A 14841-nucleotide genomic window follows, 5' to 3' on the forward strand; every position below is an offset into this window, starting at 1 on the left:
CATCTAGGGGAGCGATACTCTCGAAGAACGGAGACCGGACACTACCGTGCGAACTACAGCGTAGCGAAGCAAAAGCCCACGGCTAAAGCCGTGGGATGAAGCCGACGGGTTGGTTTCGTGCAATCAGAAAGAGAGAGGGGAGCGGTGAACGAACCGCTCGACTTCAATCGGTCACCGCCGCGACCATCCCGCGCTTGTAGTAGCGCTCGAGCGCCAGGAACAGCAACACGGGAGCGGCCAGCGTCATCACCGAGCCGGCGGCGACCAGTCCCCAGTCGACCTGGATGCGGCCGGTCATCAGCGGCAGGACCTGGGGCGCGAGATAGAGGTCCGGCGAGCGCATGAACACCAGCGGGAAGAAGAAGGCGTTCCAGACCCAGGTGAACTGGATGACCGCGACCGAGACCAGCGCCGGGGTCGACAGCGGAAGGATGATCGTCCGGAAGATCTGGTACCGGGAAGCCCCGTCGATGCGGGCCGCCTCCTCGAGTTCCTCGGGGATACCCAGCAGGTAGTTCCGCAGGAAGAGCACCACCCAGCCCAGCCCCCAGCCGATGTGGACCAGGATCAGTCCCATGTACGTATCGAAGAGACCGACGTTTCGGAGGGTGTTGTAGTTGCCCATCGCGACGAGTTCCGGCGGCGCGGCCATCACCAGCAGGATGAGGAAAAACAGCGTCGTCCGTAGCGGGAACTCGAAGCGCGCGAAGGGGTACGCGGCCATCGCGCCCAGCAGCATGACCACGAGCACCGACGGCACGGTGACGATGGCCGTATTGAACAGCGCTCGACGCATCGGTGCCGTGCTGTAGGACCAGGCCCGGTAGTAGTTCTCGAGGGTGAGCGTGATTCCCTCGAGGTGCCACCAGCCGTCCAGGATCTCGCCGAGCGGGCGCACCGATGCGGCGAACAGCCCCAGGAAGGGGACGATCCAGAGGACGGCGACGGCGATGGCCACGAGATACGTGAGGACGCGCCTGACCGACGGGGTGGCGGCGGCGATCCGCGTCGGCCAGTCGAGGTCCCGTGCGGGAGCGGTGTCGGGAACGTCCGCCATCTCGTGGTACCGCTGGTTCCCGTCGCCCGGATCGATCGTCGGATCGAGGGGATCGTCGTCCGACATCGTCAGTCACCCATCCGTGCGATGTACAGCGCGAGCGGCGCGACGATGATCAACTGGACCAGCGCCACCACCATCGCCTTGCCGTAGTCGATCGGCGGTTCGAACGCGGCGCGGTAGACCTCGATCCCTAACACCGAGTAGGCGTGGTTGGGGCCGCCCGCGGAGCCACCGGCCGCGTAGACGATGTCGAACACCCGCAACACCCAGATGATCCCCATGATGACGACTACCGCGGTGACGGGCTTGACCAGCGGCCAGATGACGTCCCGGAAACGACGCCAGGGACCCGCACCGTCGACCTTGGCCGACTCGATCAACGAGGGGTCGACCGCCGCCAGCGCCGAACTGTACAGGAGCATGCTGAAGCCGGTCTGGACCCAGATGCCGCCGGCGACGAGCGCGTAGATCGCCACCTGGGGCGACTGGGTCCAGTTGCGGACCCACTCCTCCCGACCCAGCGCGCGGAGCAACTCGTTGAAGATTCCGGCCTGCGGGTCGTAGACGAACATGAGCACGAGGCCGATGACGATGGTCGGCACGGTAAAGCCCAGAAAGACCATCGAGCGGAGGATCCGCCGGCCCTTCAGGTCGGCGAACAGGAGCGCGAGCGCGAGCCCCAGCAGCGTACTCAGCGGGACGTGCAACACTACCCACAGCAGGTTCTGGGTCAGCGCCCCCATCGGATACCGCCACTCCCGGACGTTCGACCAGTTGAGGATCAGCGGATCACGAAACGACCGGATCCAGTTGTCCACTCCGACGAACGACCCCATCGAAAACCCGTCCCACGAGAAGAAGCTCCCGACGACCGAGTAGGCGATCGGTCCCACCGAGAAGATGCCAAACAGCGTGAGGCCGGGCACCAGGAAGATGACGATCGCCACCGCCTTCTCGCGGTCGACGCGCTCGAGCAGGCCCGCCTCCCGATCCGCCCCGAGGTTGCCGAACCGATCTCCGAGACTCATGGACGATCAGGCGACGAGGTCGCCGGCCTCGTCGTACAGGTAGGCGTCCTCGTCGTCGAACGCGAGCGCGACTCGCTCCCCGCGCTCGAACTCCGCCTCCGAGACCTTGGCGTTGACCAGTTGGTCGTTGACGGTGACGTTGACGAGCGTGTACTCGCCGAGGGGCTCGACGGTGTCGACCGTCCCCGTGATGGCGTTACCGTTCGGCGGCGGTTCGCGGCGGACGGTGAGGTCCTCCGGGCGAATGCCGAGCGAGATGGTGTTCTCGCCAGCCGGCCCCTCTCCACCGGAGGGGCTCTCGTCGGAGCTACCCGCGGCGTCGGAGGCAACCACGCCACCCTCTCCCTCGTCGGCACCACCACCTCGTTCGTCGACGCTCGAGTCGGTGCCGGCGGCACCGACGACCTCGCGGCGTCGGGGCTCCGCCTCGGTCCGGCCCCCGACGACTTCCTCGAGGTCGCCGTCGGCGATGCCCTCGAGGTCGATCCGACCGGCTTCCCCGAGGTCGATCGAGCCGTTGCGACGGCGGCCCCGGAAGAGGTTCATCGGCGGCGAGCCGACGAAGCGGGCGACCCACTCCGTACGCGGACGCTGGTACAGTTCCGACGGCGGCGCGACCTGCCGGATCGTCCCCCGGTTCATGACGGCGACTCGGTCGGCCATGCTCATCGCCTCCTCCTGGTTGTGGGTGACGTAGATCGTCGTGATGTCGAGTTCGTCCTGAAGTCGCTTGAGTTCCGAGCGCATCTCCTGTCTGAGCTTCGCGTCGAGGTTCGAGAGCGGTTCGTCGAGCAGGAACACCGACGGTTCCCGGACGATGGCACGGGCCAGCGCCACCCGCTGGCGCTGGCCGCCGCTCAACTCCGCGGGCGGCTTGTCGATCTGGTCCTTGATGTGTAACAGCTCCGTCACCTCCGCGACCCGCCGGTCGCGCTCGGCCGGCGGAACGTCGCGTATCTTCAGCGGGTACGCGATGTTCTCCCCGACGGTCATGTGGGGATACAGCGCGTAGTTCTGGAACACCATCGCCACGTTCCGGTCGCTGGGCGACCGGGCGTTGACCCGCTCGCCGTCGAAGCGGATCTCCCCCTCCGAGGGGTTCTCGAGGCCCGCGATGAGCCGCAGGGCCGTCGTCTTCCCACAGCCCGACGGGCCGAGCAGGACGAGGAACTCGCCGTCGTCGATCGACAGCGAGAGGCGATAGTTCGCGACGGTCTCGCCCGCGTCGAAGTACTTGCTGACGTCGTCGAGTTCGATGTGTGTCATCCGGTACCGTACATCACCGAGTCCGCATATCAATCATACTCCCGTCGTCCGGATCGTTGATACGAAATGGGTCGTTACGCGCCGGAAATGCCGAGTCGAGGGGTGGTCATTATGGCCCTCGAGCGCGTACGTCGTGTGAATGGGTACCGCACCGACGGTCCTCACGGAGGAGGCCGCGACCGATCGCTCGTATACGGTCGTCGTCGCCGTCGCGAACCCCAACCACGTCGACCAGCTGATGCGAACCGCGATCGACGTCGCGACGGCCCGCGACGGACGGATTCGCGTCGTCAGCGTCGCCCACAAACACGCGAGTTCGCCGTTTCGCCTCTTCTCCGACGACCGGATCAAACGCGAGTTCGCCGACGACCGGCGAGCCGTCCTCGACGACGCCGTCGCCGTCGGCGAGTCGGCGTCGGTCCCGGTCGAACAGCGCCTGCTCGTCGGCAGCGACGTCAGCGAGGCACTGCTCTCGGCCGTCGACGCGGCCGACGCGGACGCGCTCTTGCTCGGCTGGCAGGACCAGCCCCGCCCCGCGGACATCGTCCTCGGGACGACCGTCGATCCCGTCGTTCGCCGGGCCCCCTGCACCGTCTACGTCGAACGGATCGGGACGACCGCCGACAGCGTCGAGCAGATCCTGTTACCGGCCGACGGCGGCCCGCACATGGGCCCCGCGGTCGAACTCGCGGAGGCGATCGCACGCGCCAACGACGCGACCGTCACCGTCCGGTCGTACGTCTCGCCGGACGACGATCCCGACGACGCACGGGACCACGTCCAGGCAGTCACCACCCGGCTTCAGGACGTCACCGTCGACGCCGACGTCAAAACCGTCGACGACGCCGCCGACGCGATCGTCGCCGACGGGGCCACGCGCGACGTGGTCGTCCTCGGGGCCACCCGGGAACGACAGTTCAGAAACCGCGTCGTCGGCTCCGTCGCAGCCTCGGTGGGCCAGCGGATCACCGTCCCGCTCGTCATTGCGAAACGACCCACCGGAGACTCGCTCGTCGATCGCGTCCGGGCGTTGTGGCCCAGAATCTAGAGTTCGCCGATCACGATCCCCTGGGGTTGCAACACGATGCCGACCTTGCTCGTCCCCTGCGGGAACACCTCGTGGTGGGCGGCGACGTCGTCGACGCCCGACCCCACCTCGACCGTACTCGAGGACGGCAGACAGGTGAACTCACGGCGTTCCCCCTCCTCGAGCGTGAGGTCCTCCCTGAAGACGACCTCGCCGTCGCTGCTGACGAGCACCCGGACCGTTACCGTCTTCGGCAAGGTGTTCTCCACGACGACGGTCCCCTCGCCGCCCAGCAACGTCCGGACGTTTCGCTTGACGGCACGTAGCCCTGCCTGGACCCGCGCGACGTAGGGCTGTAGCTGCTCGGGTACCTGGACCGAGTCGGGAAGCCGGATCGCGTCCACCCGGCGCGCGACGAGGATCCCCGCCGCAGCCAGGAGGACCAGCAGGCCGACGACCAGGAGCCACGGTTGCTCGACCAGCGACAGCGACGGGAGGAGGCCGTCGTCCGCCCTCGCACCCGGGGTTGCCACCGTGTGGCTGACGGTATCGTCGCCGGTGTCGACGCCATAGATGAAGGTCCCCTCCTCGTCCGGCTCGGGGAACGTCGTCGAGACCGTCCGTTCCTCGTCCGGTGCCGGCGAGATCGTCTCCGTGCCGACGGGTTCGCCGTCGAAGGAGAAGGTCACCTCGCGGGACTCCGTCGCCCCGCCCGCGTTGACGATCGACGCCGTGATCGTCAGCTCCTCGTCCTCGTCTACGATCCCGTCGATCGTCGCCTCCTCGATCTCGAGGATGGACTCGTTCTCGCGGACGTCGATCGTGACGCGGTCCTGTCCACCCTCGGCGGTCGCCTCGAGCGTGATCGGCGAGGGGACCTCCTCGCGCAGGTCGAACGCGACCTCCTGGGTGAACGTCTCGCCCGGGTTCAACGGTGCCGACTCGTTCAACACGGCGTCGGATTCGACCGCGAAGGGGATGTCGACCGCCGTCGAGACGGTGACCAGCCCCGGCGTCTCCCCGGCGTTCTCGATGCCGACGTCGGCCGTGATTTCGCCGCCTTTGGGCACCGGATCGGTGTACTCCACGAACGCGACCTCGGCCCCGGAATCGAACTTGTGGTGGGCAGTTACCTGCGGCGTCTCGACGGTCGCGTAGGCGGCCGGCGGATCGCCCGTCTCGCGATCGTGTTCGAACGTCACCGTCTCGGTTCCCGACCCGGGGACCCTGACCGTTCGGTTGTCCGACCGATTGCCGTCGATTCCGAGGATCGCGTCGAACTCGGTCCACCCCTCAGTGACGTTGCCGGTGTACTCGAATTCGGCCGTAACCAGGAACTCGTCCTCGAGGTCGCCGACGTCAGTCTCGACGATATCGACCTCGACGTCCTCCTGGAACCGTTCGTGGGAGACGACCGGTACCGTCGCCGAGTCGTCGTCGGTTTTACTCGCGACGCGGACGTCGACCGCATCGGGGTCGTCGTCGGTCGTCTCGTAGGTCAGCGTCCTCGTCGTTTCGCTCCCCGGCCCGAGTTCGACGTTTCTCGTCTCCACCTCGTCGCCGTCGACGAACAGCGTGATCGGATACACCTGACTCCCCGACGGATAGTCGCCGAACCGATCGATCCGAACGTCGACCTCGAGGTCGTCGCCCGCCATCGGCGTGTTCGTCCCCTCGATATCGACGGCCGCGCCGGACGCGCCGATGTCGATCTTCTGCGAATCGGTGTTCCCGTCGATATCGACAACGACCATGTCGGCGTGGTAGTCCTTCCAGTCCGTCTCGTACTGTAGCGTCACCGTTTCGGACTCGTTCCCGGACAGCTCGAGGGAGGTCGTATCCGCGAGGTACGGTCTGTCGTTCCACCGTTCGGAACCGACGATCGTCAAACTGAGAACCTCGGAGTGATCCACCCAGCGGTCGTGGGTGACCTCGACCTCCACCTCGAGGGTCTCCCCCTCGTCGACGTCCGTCACGTCGACGATCTCGGGGACGTAGTTGGTCTCGTCGTACCACGGATACTCGATCGGATTCCCGTCGACTTCGACCGGGTTCCCTCCGTCGACCGTCTCGACTCGCCGGTCGCCGTGGTCGAACTCGATCCAGTCGTGGATGACCCCGCGTTCGCCCATGATGGCGAGGTCGGTTCCTTCCTCCACGGTCCGGTCGGTCCGGACGACCGGCCGCTTCTCGACCTCGCCGTCGATCTCGACCTCGACCAGCGCCTTCGTCCCGTCCTCGGTCTGGAGGGCGTCGAGTTCGGTGTCCTCGTGTTCGTCGACGACGAGGAAGCCATCGTCAGTAGACCCGTTAACGGTCACGTACGGGCGTGGCGGTAACTCACCAGCGATCTCGGCAGTGAGGACGTGGTCGTCCTCGTAGTGAACGACGACGTGTTCGTCGTCCGGTGGCTGTTCCGCCTGCGGTGTGTTCGGTCGGTCCTGGAGAAAGACCTCCGTGTCTATGGCTGTCGTCGCGTCCCCGGTCGCGCCGCTCGCGCCGCCGACGGCGATGCCGAGACAGACGACACCGAGGACGACTGCGAGCACGCTCGCTCGGGTGACTCGTCGTGTAGGGGGTGAACGGGGGGTCACGTGTATCGAGGCTACCGGCTGCTCCTGTCGGGTATTCGCAACAGGGCGTAATATACTCTCTGGCAGAAGAGTGTCGTACTCGAGGACAGGTCCCGGACCGCCAGCGCTGGCGCTACGCGTCGCTGGTCGGTGTGACGGCCGAAAGAAAAGCGGAATGCGGCAAGGGCCGGACGGACGTCCGGTCGTTCAGTGCGAGCTTACTCCTGCTGGCGCAGGGCGAGCATCGCGGCGGCGATCAGCGCGAAGACGGCGACCGCGAACCCGAAGCCGGGCACGCCGTCGTCGTCATCGTCATCGTCGTCTTCGTCCTCGTCACCGGGGTCTTCGCCGGGATCTTCACCGGGGTCCTCACCGGGGTCTTCGCCGGGGTCCTCACCGGGGTCCTCACCTTCCTCTTCGACGGTGAGTTCGCCGGATTCGGCCTTGTCGATTTCAGCCGACTCGTTCTTGGCAGTGACGCCCCACTCGTAGGTGCCGGCCTCGTCGGTGTCGAGGTCGTACTCGAAGGTCTCGACTTCCTCACCCTCGAGGGCGAACGACTGCGAGGCGAGTTCCTCGCCGCCGTAGGTCGCCGTGAACTCGAACTCGGGCGAGGTCTGATCGCCGACGTTCTCGACGTCGACCGAGAGCGTGGCGTCTTCACCGACCTCGACGCTGTCAGGTGCGGTCGCGTCGAGCGAGATTTCGTACGGCTCGGGCTGGTCAGCCGCGTAGAGCTGGCCTTCGGTCTCGTCGCTGAGACCGAAGTGGGCCTCTTCAGCGGTCAGCGTCACGTTGAGACCAGCGGACTCTTCGCTGAAGTCGAAGGTGCCCGCGAAGGTGCCGTCTTCCTCGACGACTGCGTCGGCGTTGTCGAAGAAGTGACGGTCGGCCTCGGCGTAGACCGTCAGTTCGGTGCCGGGTGCGACGTTGGTCTCACCGACGACCTCTTCGGAACTCGAGTTCGCGAGGTTCGCGTTCTCGTCCTCGTCGAGCTCGAGTTCGGCTTCGACGGCTTCGAACGTCGTCGAGGCGTTCTCGTCGTAGTCCGTGTCAACGATCGGGTGGTTCTGGTCGAGGGTGACGTTGAGGTAGTACTCCTCGTCTTCCTCGAGGAAGTCGTCCAGGTCGTCGTTGTTCAGCGCGAAGACCGCCTGGTCTTCCGTCTGGTTAGCGACGATCACGTCGACGTCGAAGTCGTCATCGCTCGACCAGACCGTGGGCTCGAGGTTCGGGCCGGGGTTGACCTCTTCGATCGTCACGCTGAGGTTGTTGCCAGTGAGGTCGGTCTCGGAGTCACCCTCCTCGATCAGCGCGTGGATGTGCGGGCCTTCGAGGTTGGCGATGAGGTGGTCCATCGCGTTGTCCTCGAGCAGCGCAACCTCGTCCTCGTCGGTCACGACGGTCTCGTTGTTGTGGTAGTCGTCGCTGTTGGCGAGATCGTCGTTTCCGGGCGCGATCTGGGTGCTGAGCTGATCGTCGTCGAGTTCGTCACGTTCCTGCAGGTTGTACTGCGCGCTGTCCTGTCGGTTCGTGAGGCTCGCGTTCTTCTCGTCGGACTCGTTATCGATACCGGTGCCGACGTTCAGCGTGTAACTGCCCGGCTCGAGCGGGGCGTTTTCGATAGAGGCAACTTCGAAGGTCTCGTGGAGTTCGTCGTCGTCGTCTGCGAGCGTGTACGCACCGTCGCCCGAGGCCGTCGTGTCGTGGACGATCGTGACGTTACCGCTGTCGTCATCGTCCTCGACCTCGAGGATCGTCTGGTAGTTCTCTTCGTCCTCGTCACCGACCTGGACGTAGACCGAACCGTCGTAGTCTTCGATGTCCACGACGATTTCGGCCTCGTTACCGAGGTGTTCGTTGACGTTGTCCTCGAACTCGATGTCCTCGTCGGGTGCCTCGTTGACTTCGATCTCGTCGGTCGAGTCCGTCACGTGGGATTCGAGGTGTTCGACTTCGACCCAGTAGGAGCCCTGGTCTTCGTCGTCGACGTCCCAGGCGAAGCTGGCGTTACCTTCGTTGTCCAGTTCGGTCGACTTCGTGTCAAGCTCCGCCTCGTCGTCGAGGTCCTCGTCCTCGTAGACGATGGCCTCGACCTCGCTACCGGAGAGGTCCTCGGTGGTCACGTCGACCTCGAGGTCCTGGTTCGCGGTGATGTTGTTGTCGACCGCGTCGGCGTCGAGGTCCAGGGCCTTGAGTTCGATGACGAAGTAGTTCCCGTTCTCGAACTCGATGACGTACTCCTCGCCGCCCTCGAGTTCGGAGGTGTCGTAGTTGGCCGCAACACCGGGCGTCGTACCGACGCTGTCGACGTTGCTACCAGTTTCGTAGTCGTCGTCCTCGTCGAGTTCGTGGATTTCGATGACGCTCCGTTCTTCCTCGTCTTCGAGCGTCACGTACTCGCCGTTCCAGATTTCGACGGTGTTGTTGACGGCCTCATTGATCGAACTATATGCGTCCTCGTAGGTGATGACGGTATCCTCGACGTTCAGCGCCTCGAAGGAACCGCTGACGGAGACGCCGTCGTGGTCAGCCTCGTGGCTGAAGGTCTCTCGACCGTCGTCGGCCTCCCAGCTGGAGCCATCCTTGACAGTGAAGTCGAGGACGACCTCACCGTCTTCGATGTCTTCTTCAGGATTTTCGGTGTCGTTAGTGATCTCAACCGTCAACTCACCCTCCTCGAGGTCACTGTCGACGACCTCGGCTGTGAGGCCATCAGGGGAGCCCGTTACCTCATTGAAGTCCAGATCGTCGAAGCCGATGAGGTCGTCGAAGTCCTCGTCGAGGGTAACGGTGATCTCCTCGTCCGAGACGTTCTGCTCGATCGTCTCGAACTCGAGGGTGATTTCGTGGTCCTGTGCGTCGACATCGTCTATCGCTTGGAGTTCGTCACTATCTGCGATCGTCTGTCCGTCCGTCACGTCGAGGTCGTCGAGAGTGGCCTCCTGGGCCACTGCACTGCCCGCGAACGCCGCGGACATCGTGAAGACGGAGACGACCATAATCGCTGCCAGGAACACTGCGCGTCCCTTTTCGCGATACGAAGTGTCGTCGTTCATTGGTGTGTCGTATTGGGTTGTTAGGGGGATCGGTTGGCGCACGATGCTGGAGGCGACCGTCGGCACGTTCGCAACGGATCGTCGAGTGCCGACCTGGCCACCCGGATAGGGGTATCCGAAGAGTCGTCAACGTCCAGGCATAAGTCTTGTGGAATTATGTGTCTTCGAATTTTGAACTTAATACGTGCAGTAGAAGCAGTCACAGCGAGTATTTTCGGAAGCATACAGGTCGGGGCTCGCGCCCCGATAGCGTGCCCGACCCCGGCCGTCGACGGAGCCGTAACGCTGAACTGGGTTGCATACTAAGTGTGATTTGGGTACGCGCGCGCCTGTACCCGCTTGGCAGTTAGGGGGCCAAGCACGGTGCCGTCACGGGGCGAACGGCCACCCGGATAGTGAACCGTTCTCTTCCTGGGGCGGCCTTTCTACGGTAGTCGAAGCGGTAGCGACGCGAACCCGGAGTCACACAGCGGCGGCGTCAACGATCGGCCGGGTCCGCTCGAGCGTCACGTTTCTCGATCGCCGGTTCGCCGTCGACCGTGATCGCCTCGCAATCGAACGGCCCCGCGGCGTAGAAGTACTCGAGGACGTACCGCGGGTCGCCGCCGACCGCCTCGTGATCGCGGAGGTCGCCGGCGAGAATGCGCTCGTCGAAGGTCTCGTAGAGCGTGTCGACCGAAATTTCGGAGCCGATCCGTGCCGCCAATCCGCTATAGGTCGAGTACCGTCGGCTGGGGAACCCCTCGAAGTGTTCGCGGTCGATCACCCACTCGAGACCGTCACGCCGGCGTTCGTAGACGACGTGCTGGTATTTCCGGAGTTCGCGCTCGCCCAGAAAGTGGAGGATCCAGTCGTAGACGCTCCGCGGGAGCGACGACTGGAGGACGTCGGGGTTCGAGAAATCGATCGCCTCGAGTTGCTCGCGGTTCTCCTCGACGAACCGTCTGGCGGCCGCCCGCTCGTCGCCCTCGAGATAGTAGACGTCGTCGAACCGGCCCCGTGACTCCGTGGCGGCGTTCCCCGAGTGGGTGACGCGCAGTACGCGCACCTCGGCACGCTCGAGGGGGGCCAGCTGCGAGCGGTTGACGTTGGTCCGGGGCCGCTCCCGGAGTCGTTCGTACAGGGTCGTCATTGGAGGGCGGGGGCGGTCGGCGTCCCTCGGGGCTCGAGAGCGACGCCGAGTGGGGTTCGATCCCCCGATACGACAGCTGTATTAAAATTCCTTTCGTAACTATATTCTGATAGAACAACCCGTTACGTGTAGAAACGAGCGTTGCCGCCCGGAGGCCCGCCAAAACCCGATCGACGGGATGACGGAGCGGGCCGTCCTGGCGCGCGTTCTATCGGCGTGCAGCACCGTCTCGACTGAGAGCTAGCGGGCGTGTGCGGACGTTCGCGTGGCGTTCGAACCGATCGTCTCGAGCAGGCCCACGATCGACGACCAGGTATCGCGATCGAAACGCGCTACTCGCGTCAGTCGTCGAAATCACAGGAGGTATACACCCGTCGCTGTTCGGGTAGCGGCCGAAAGAAAAACGAAATGCGGCGAAGGCCGGATAAAATCCGGTGATTCAGCGAGTGCTTACTCCTGCTGGCGCAGGGCGAGCATCGCGGCGGCGATCAGCGCGAAGAGTGCGACCGCGAACCCGAAGCCGGGCACGCCGTCTTCTTCGTCGTCGTCATCCTCGTCTTCGTCCGAGGGTTCCTCATCCGAGGGTTCCTCGTCCGAGGGATCCTCGTCCGAGGGTTCCTCGTCCGAAGGCTCTTCCTCTTCGACGGTCAGCGTGCCGGACTCCGAGGCGTCGACGTCCTCGCCGTCGGCGGTCACGGACCAGTCGAAGGAGCCAGCCGCGCTGGTGTCGAGCTCGTACTCGAAGCTCTCAGACTCGCCGCCCTCGAGGTCGAACGACTGCGAGGCGAGTTCATCGCCGTCGTAGGTCGCCGTGAACTCGAATTCGGGCGAGGTCTGCTCGCCGACGTTCTCGACGTCGACCGAGAGCGTGGCGTCTTCACCGACCTCGACGCTGTCGGGTGCGGTCGCGTCGAGCGAGATGCTGTGCGGTTCGGGCTGATCGGCCGCGTACAGCACCGCGTCACCTTCAGCGCTCACGCCGAAGTTGTTCTGGGATTCCTCGACGGAAAGCTCCACGTCGATGTCGGCAGGCTCTTCGCTGAAGTCGAACGTGCCCACGAAGGAGCCGTCTTCGGCGACGGTCGTCTCGTTGTCGTCGAAGAAGTAGCCGTCGGATTCGGCGAAGATCGTCAGCTCGCTACCGGGAGCGATGTTCGTCTCGCCGACGACGTCCTCGGCGCTCGAGTTCGCGAGGTTCGCGTTCTCGTCCTCGTCGAGCTCGAGTTCAGCTTCCTCGGTCTCGAACGTCGTCGAAGCGTTCTCTGCGTAGTCCGTGATGTGGTTGTCGAGGGTGACGTTGAGGTAGTACTCCTCGCCTTCCTCGAGTTCGTCTGCCAGGTCGTCGTTGTCCAGTGCGAAGACCGCCTGGCCTTCCGTCTGGTTGGCGACGAGCGTATCGACAGAGATCTTAGTACCGCCGTTCTCGTGACCATCGTCAGTCGCCCAGACGGACGGTTGCACGTTCGGACCGGGGTTGACCTCTTCGATGGTCAGGTTGAAACCGTTGGTCTCGAGCGCATCCTCGTCGTCACCCTCGTCGAGCAGGGCGTAGATGTGCGGGTTGTCCAGCTGGACGACCAGGTTGTCCATCGCCTGCTCTTCGAGGAAGGCGACGGTGTCGTCGGCGGTCACCTTGGTGTCCTCGAGGTCGCTGCTCGAGCTGAGGGAATCAGCAACGGGCGCGACGTGCGTGCTGATCTGGTCGTCAGCGAGCTCCTCGCGGTCCTGCAGGTTGTACTGCGCGCTGTCCTGTCGGTCGTCGATGGCGGTGCTGTTACCGGTGAGACCGACGTTCAGCGTGTAGCTGCCCGCCTCGAGCGGCGGGTTGGTGACGCCGGGCGTGTTGAGGACTTCGAGCTCGTCGTCGCCAACGACCGAGTAGGCGTTCTTGTCAGCGGCCGTCGTGTCGTGGACGATCGTGACGTTGCCGCTGTCGTCCTCGTCCGTCACTTCGAGGAAGGCCGCGTAGTTCTCTTCGTCCTGGTCACCGACCTGGACGACGACGGAGCCGTCGTGATCCTCGATCTCGACGACGATCGAAGCGTTGTTACCGATGTTCTCCCGGACGTTGTCGCGGAATTCAACTTCCGTGTCAGGAGCCTCGTTGACTTCGATCTCGTCGGTCGAGGCAGTCACGTCGGACGGTTCGTGCTCGACTTCGACCCAGTAGGAGCCCTCGTTGCCTTCGGAGAGGTCCCAGGTGAAGCTAGCGTCACCGTTCGCGTCGAGTTCCTCGGTCTGGGTGTCGAAGTCGTCGGCCTCATCGTCGAGGTCCGAGTCCGTGTAGACGGTCCCGTAGACAGTGCTACCGGTGAGGTCCTCGGACGTGACGTCGACGTCGATGTCGTTGTTGGTCGTGACGTTGGTGTCGGCAGCTTCCGCGCCGAGGCTGAGCTCCTCGAGCTCGATCGCGACGTAGGTGTCGTCAGTGTCGCCTTCGAGCTCGATGATGTACTCTTCACCGCCCTCGAGGTTGGACGTGTCGTAGTTCGTCGCGACACCCGGCGTCGTACCGGTTCGGTCGACGCGGTCGCCGAGGCGGTAGTTGTTACTGTCGTCCTCGTCTGCCTCGTAGATGTTGACGGTGTCCTCGACTCGCTCGGTGTACGTCGTTACGTAGACACCTTCCCAGACGGTGTCCTCGTCGTACGTGTTGCCAGCGGTAATGTCACTGGGAGTAGTAGCAGCCCAATCACTGGTGGTGTCGCTGCTATCGAAGACGATATCCTGCTCGCTCAGCGCGTTGAAGGAGACCGACTCACCGTTAGTAGTGTACTGAACCGTTTCAGGACCCAGGTCGACTTCGAAGTCACCATCGATGTTGTAGGTGACCTGAATGGTGATGGTCTCTCCTTCCGAAGCGCCATCGGTGTGCTCCCCAGCAATGCCGGAGATTACCAGTTCTTCATCAGATGCCTGAAGACTTGCACCCGTGGCGGAAATACCAGTCGATGATGTGTCGACGGTAACAGAGACGTTATCACCATCAATATCGGTGACGTCGTCAAGGTCGGAGATGTCGATCGCGATCTCCTCACTGTCAATGTTTTGACCGATATGGAACTCTACTTCAATGTCTTGCGTCTGACTATCCGCTTCGACGACCGTCCGCTCCCCAGCCGTAATGGAAGCGTCCGTAACGTCGAAGGTGTCTTCCTGCGCGGCCACCGCGCCCGTGAAGGCGGCGGACATGGCCACGACGGAGACGATCATAATCGCTGCCAGGAACACTGCGCGTCCCTTTTCACGATATGATGTGTTGTCGTTCATGTTGTGTTGTATTTCGTTGTTGTCTGCGAGTTGGTTAGCGCGCGATTCGGGGAGGCGATCTTCGGCGTTCCACGACGGGTCGTCGACTCCCGACAGGCCACCCGGGTAGGGGTGTTCGGACGTTCTTTCACGACCTGGTATAAGTCTTGTGGAGTTATATATTTCTAAGACAGTGCCAGGAATTTGCGAAATTCAGCGCGTATAAGGCCTCTAACGGAATTTGTATCCCATCCAACCAAAGATTTGGAGCGTTCTTTGTACAGAGCATTTTTAATATAGTAGTATCTAACTCATAACACTTATAGTGAAAGAATTAACTCCCGAGAGTGGCGTATTGGGGCAGTTGCTGTCTGTTCTCGAGATCTGGTAGCGATTCGAGACTGGACACCGGTCACGACACTGGTGTGACTGGTCGATAGAAGCCGT

8 protein-coding genes are annotated in these 14841 nt (G+C 63.7%); 1 reads left to right on the plus strand and 7 read right to left on the minus strand.

Annotated elements, in window-relative coordinates; genetic code table 11:
• Nucleotides 1–163: 163 nt before the first annotated feature.
• From TX79_RS16365 to TX79_RS16375, 3 genes are read right to left on the minus strand one after another with little or no spacing between them, the layout of a single operon-like run.
• Nucleotides 164–1123, minus strand: a complete 960-nt coding sequence (locus TX79_RS16365; protein ID WP_049928710.1) for a carbohydrate ABC transporter permease — start codon at nt 1121–1123, stop codon at nt 164–166.
• Between the two features lie 2 nt (nt 1124–1125).
• A complete protein-coding gene (locus TX79_RS16370) occupies nt 1126–2088 on the minus strand; it encodes a carbohydrate ABC transporter permease (protein ID WP_049928711.1) in 963 nt (320 codons plus the stop codon).
• 6 nt (nt 2089–2094) lie between these two features.
• Nucleotides 2095–3354 carry an ABC transporter ATP-binding protein gene (locus TX79_RS16375; protein WP_049928712.1) on the minus strand — a complete coding sequence of 420 codons (1260 nt, stop codon included), beginning with the start codon at nt 3352–3354 and terminating at the stop codon, nt 2095–2097.
• Nucleotides 3355–3493: 139 nt separating this feature from the next.
• Here TX79_RS16375 and TX79_RS16380 point away from each other — a divergent pair, with 139 nt between their 5' ends.
• A complete protein-coding gene (locus tag TX79_RS16380) occupies nt 3494–4402 on the plus strand; it encodes a universal stress protein (protein ID WP_049928713.1) in 909 nt (302 codons plus the stop codon).
• Here TX79_RS16380 and TX79_RS16385 read toward each other — a convergent pair.
• From TX79_RS16385 to TX79_RS16400, 4 genes are all read right to left on the minus strand, one after another.
• Nucleotides 4399–6930 carry a hypothetical protein gene (locus TX79_RS16385; protein ID WP_049928714.1) on the minus strand — a complete coding sequence of 844 codons (2532 nt, stop codon included), beginning with the start codon at nt 6928–6930 and terminating at the stop codon, nt 4399–4401. The genes TX79_RS16380 and TX79_RS16385 overlap by 4 nt on opposite strands.
• A 242-nt stretch (nt 6931–7172) precedes the next feature.
• Nucleotides 7173–10013 carry a BGTF surface domain-containing protein gene (locus tag TX79_RS16390; protein WP_049928715.1) on the minus strand — a complete coding sequence of 947 codons (2841 nt, stop codon included), beginning with the start codon at nt 10011–10013 and terminating at the stop codon, nt 7173–7175.
• A gap of 478 nt (nt 10014–10491) precedes the next feature.
• Entirely contained in the window at nt 10492–11145 is a 654-nt protein-coding gene (locus TX79_RS16395) for a hypothetical protein (protein ID WP_049928716.1), read from the minus strand.
• 450 nt (nt 11146–11595) lie between these two features.
• On the minus strand, nt 11596–14415 hold the full coding sequence (locus tag TX79_RS16400) for a BGTF surface domain-containing protein (RefSeq protein ID WP_081655625.1): 2820 nt from the start codon (nt 14413–14415) through the stop codon (nt 11596–11598).
• Between the last annotated feature and the right edge of the window lie 426 nt (nt 14416–14841).

Source organism: Halopiger goleimassiliensis (assembly GCF_000455345.1).
Taxonomy (GTDB): domain Archaea; phylum Halobacteriota; class Halobacteria; order Halobacteriales; family Natrialbaceae; genus Halopiger_A; species Halopiger_A goleimassiliensis.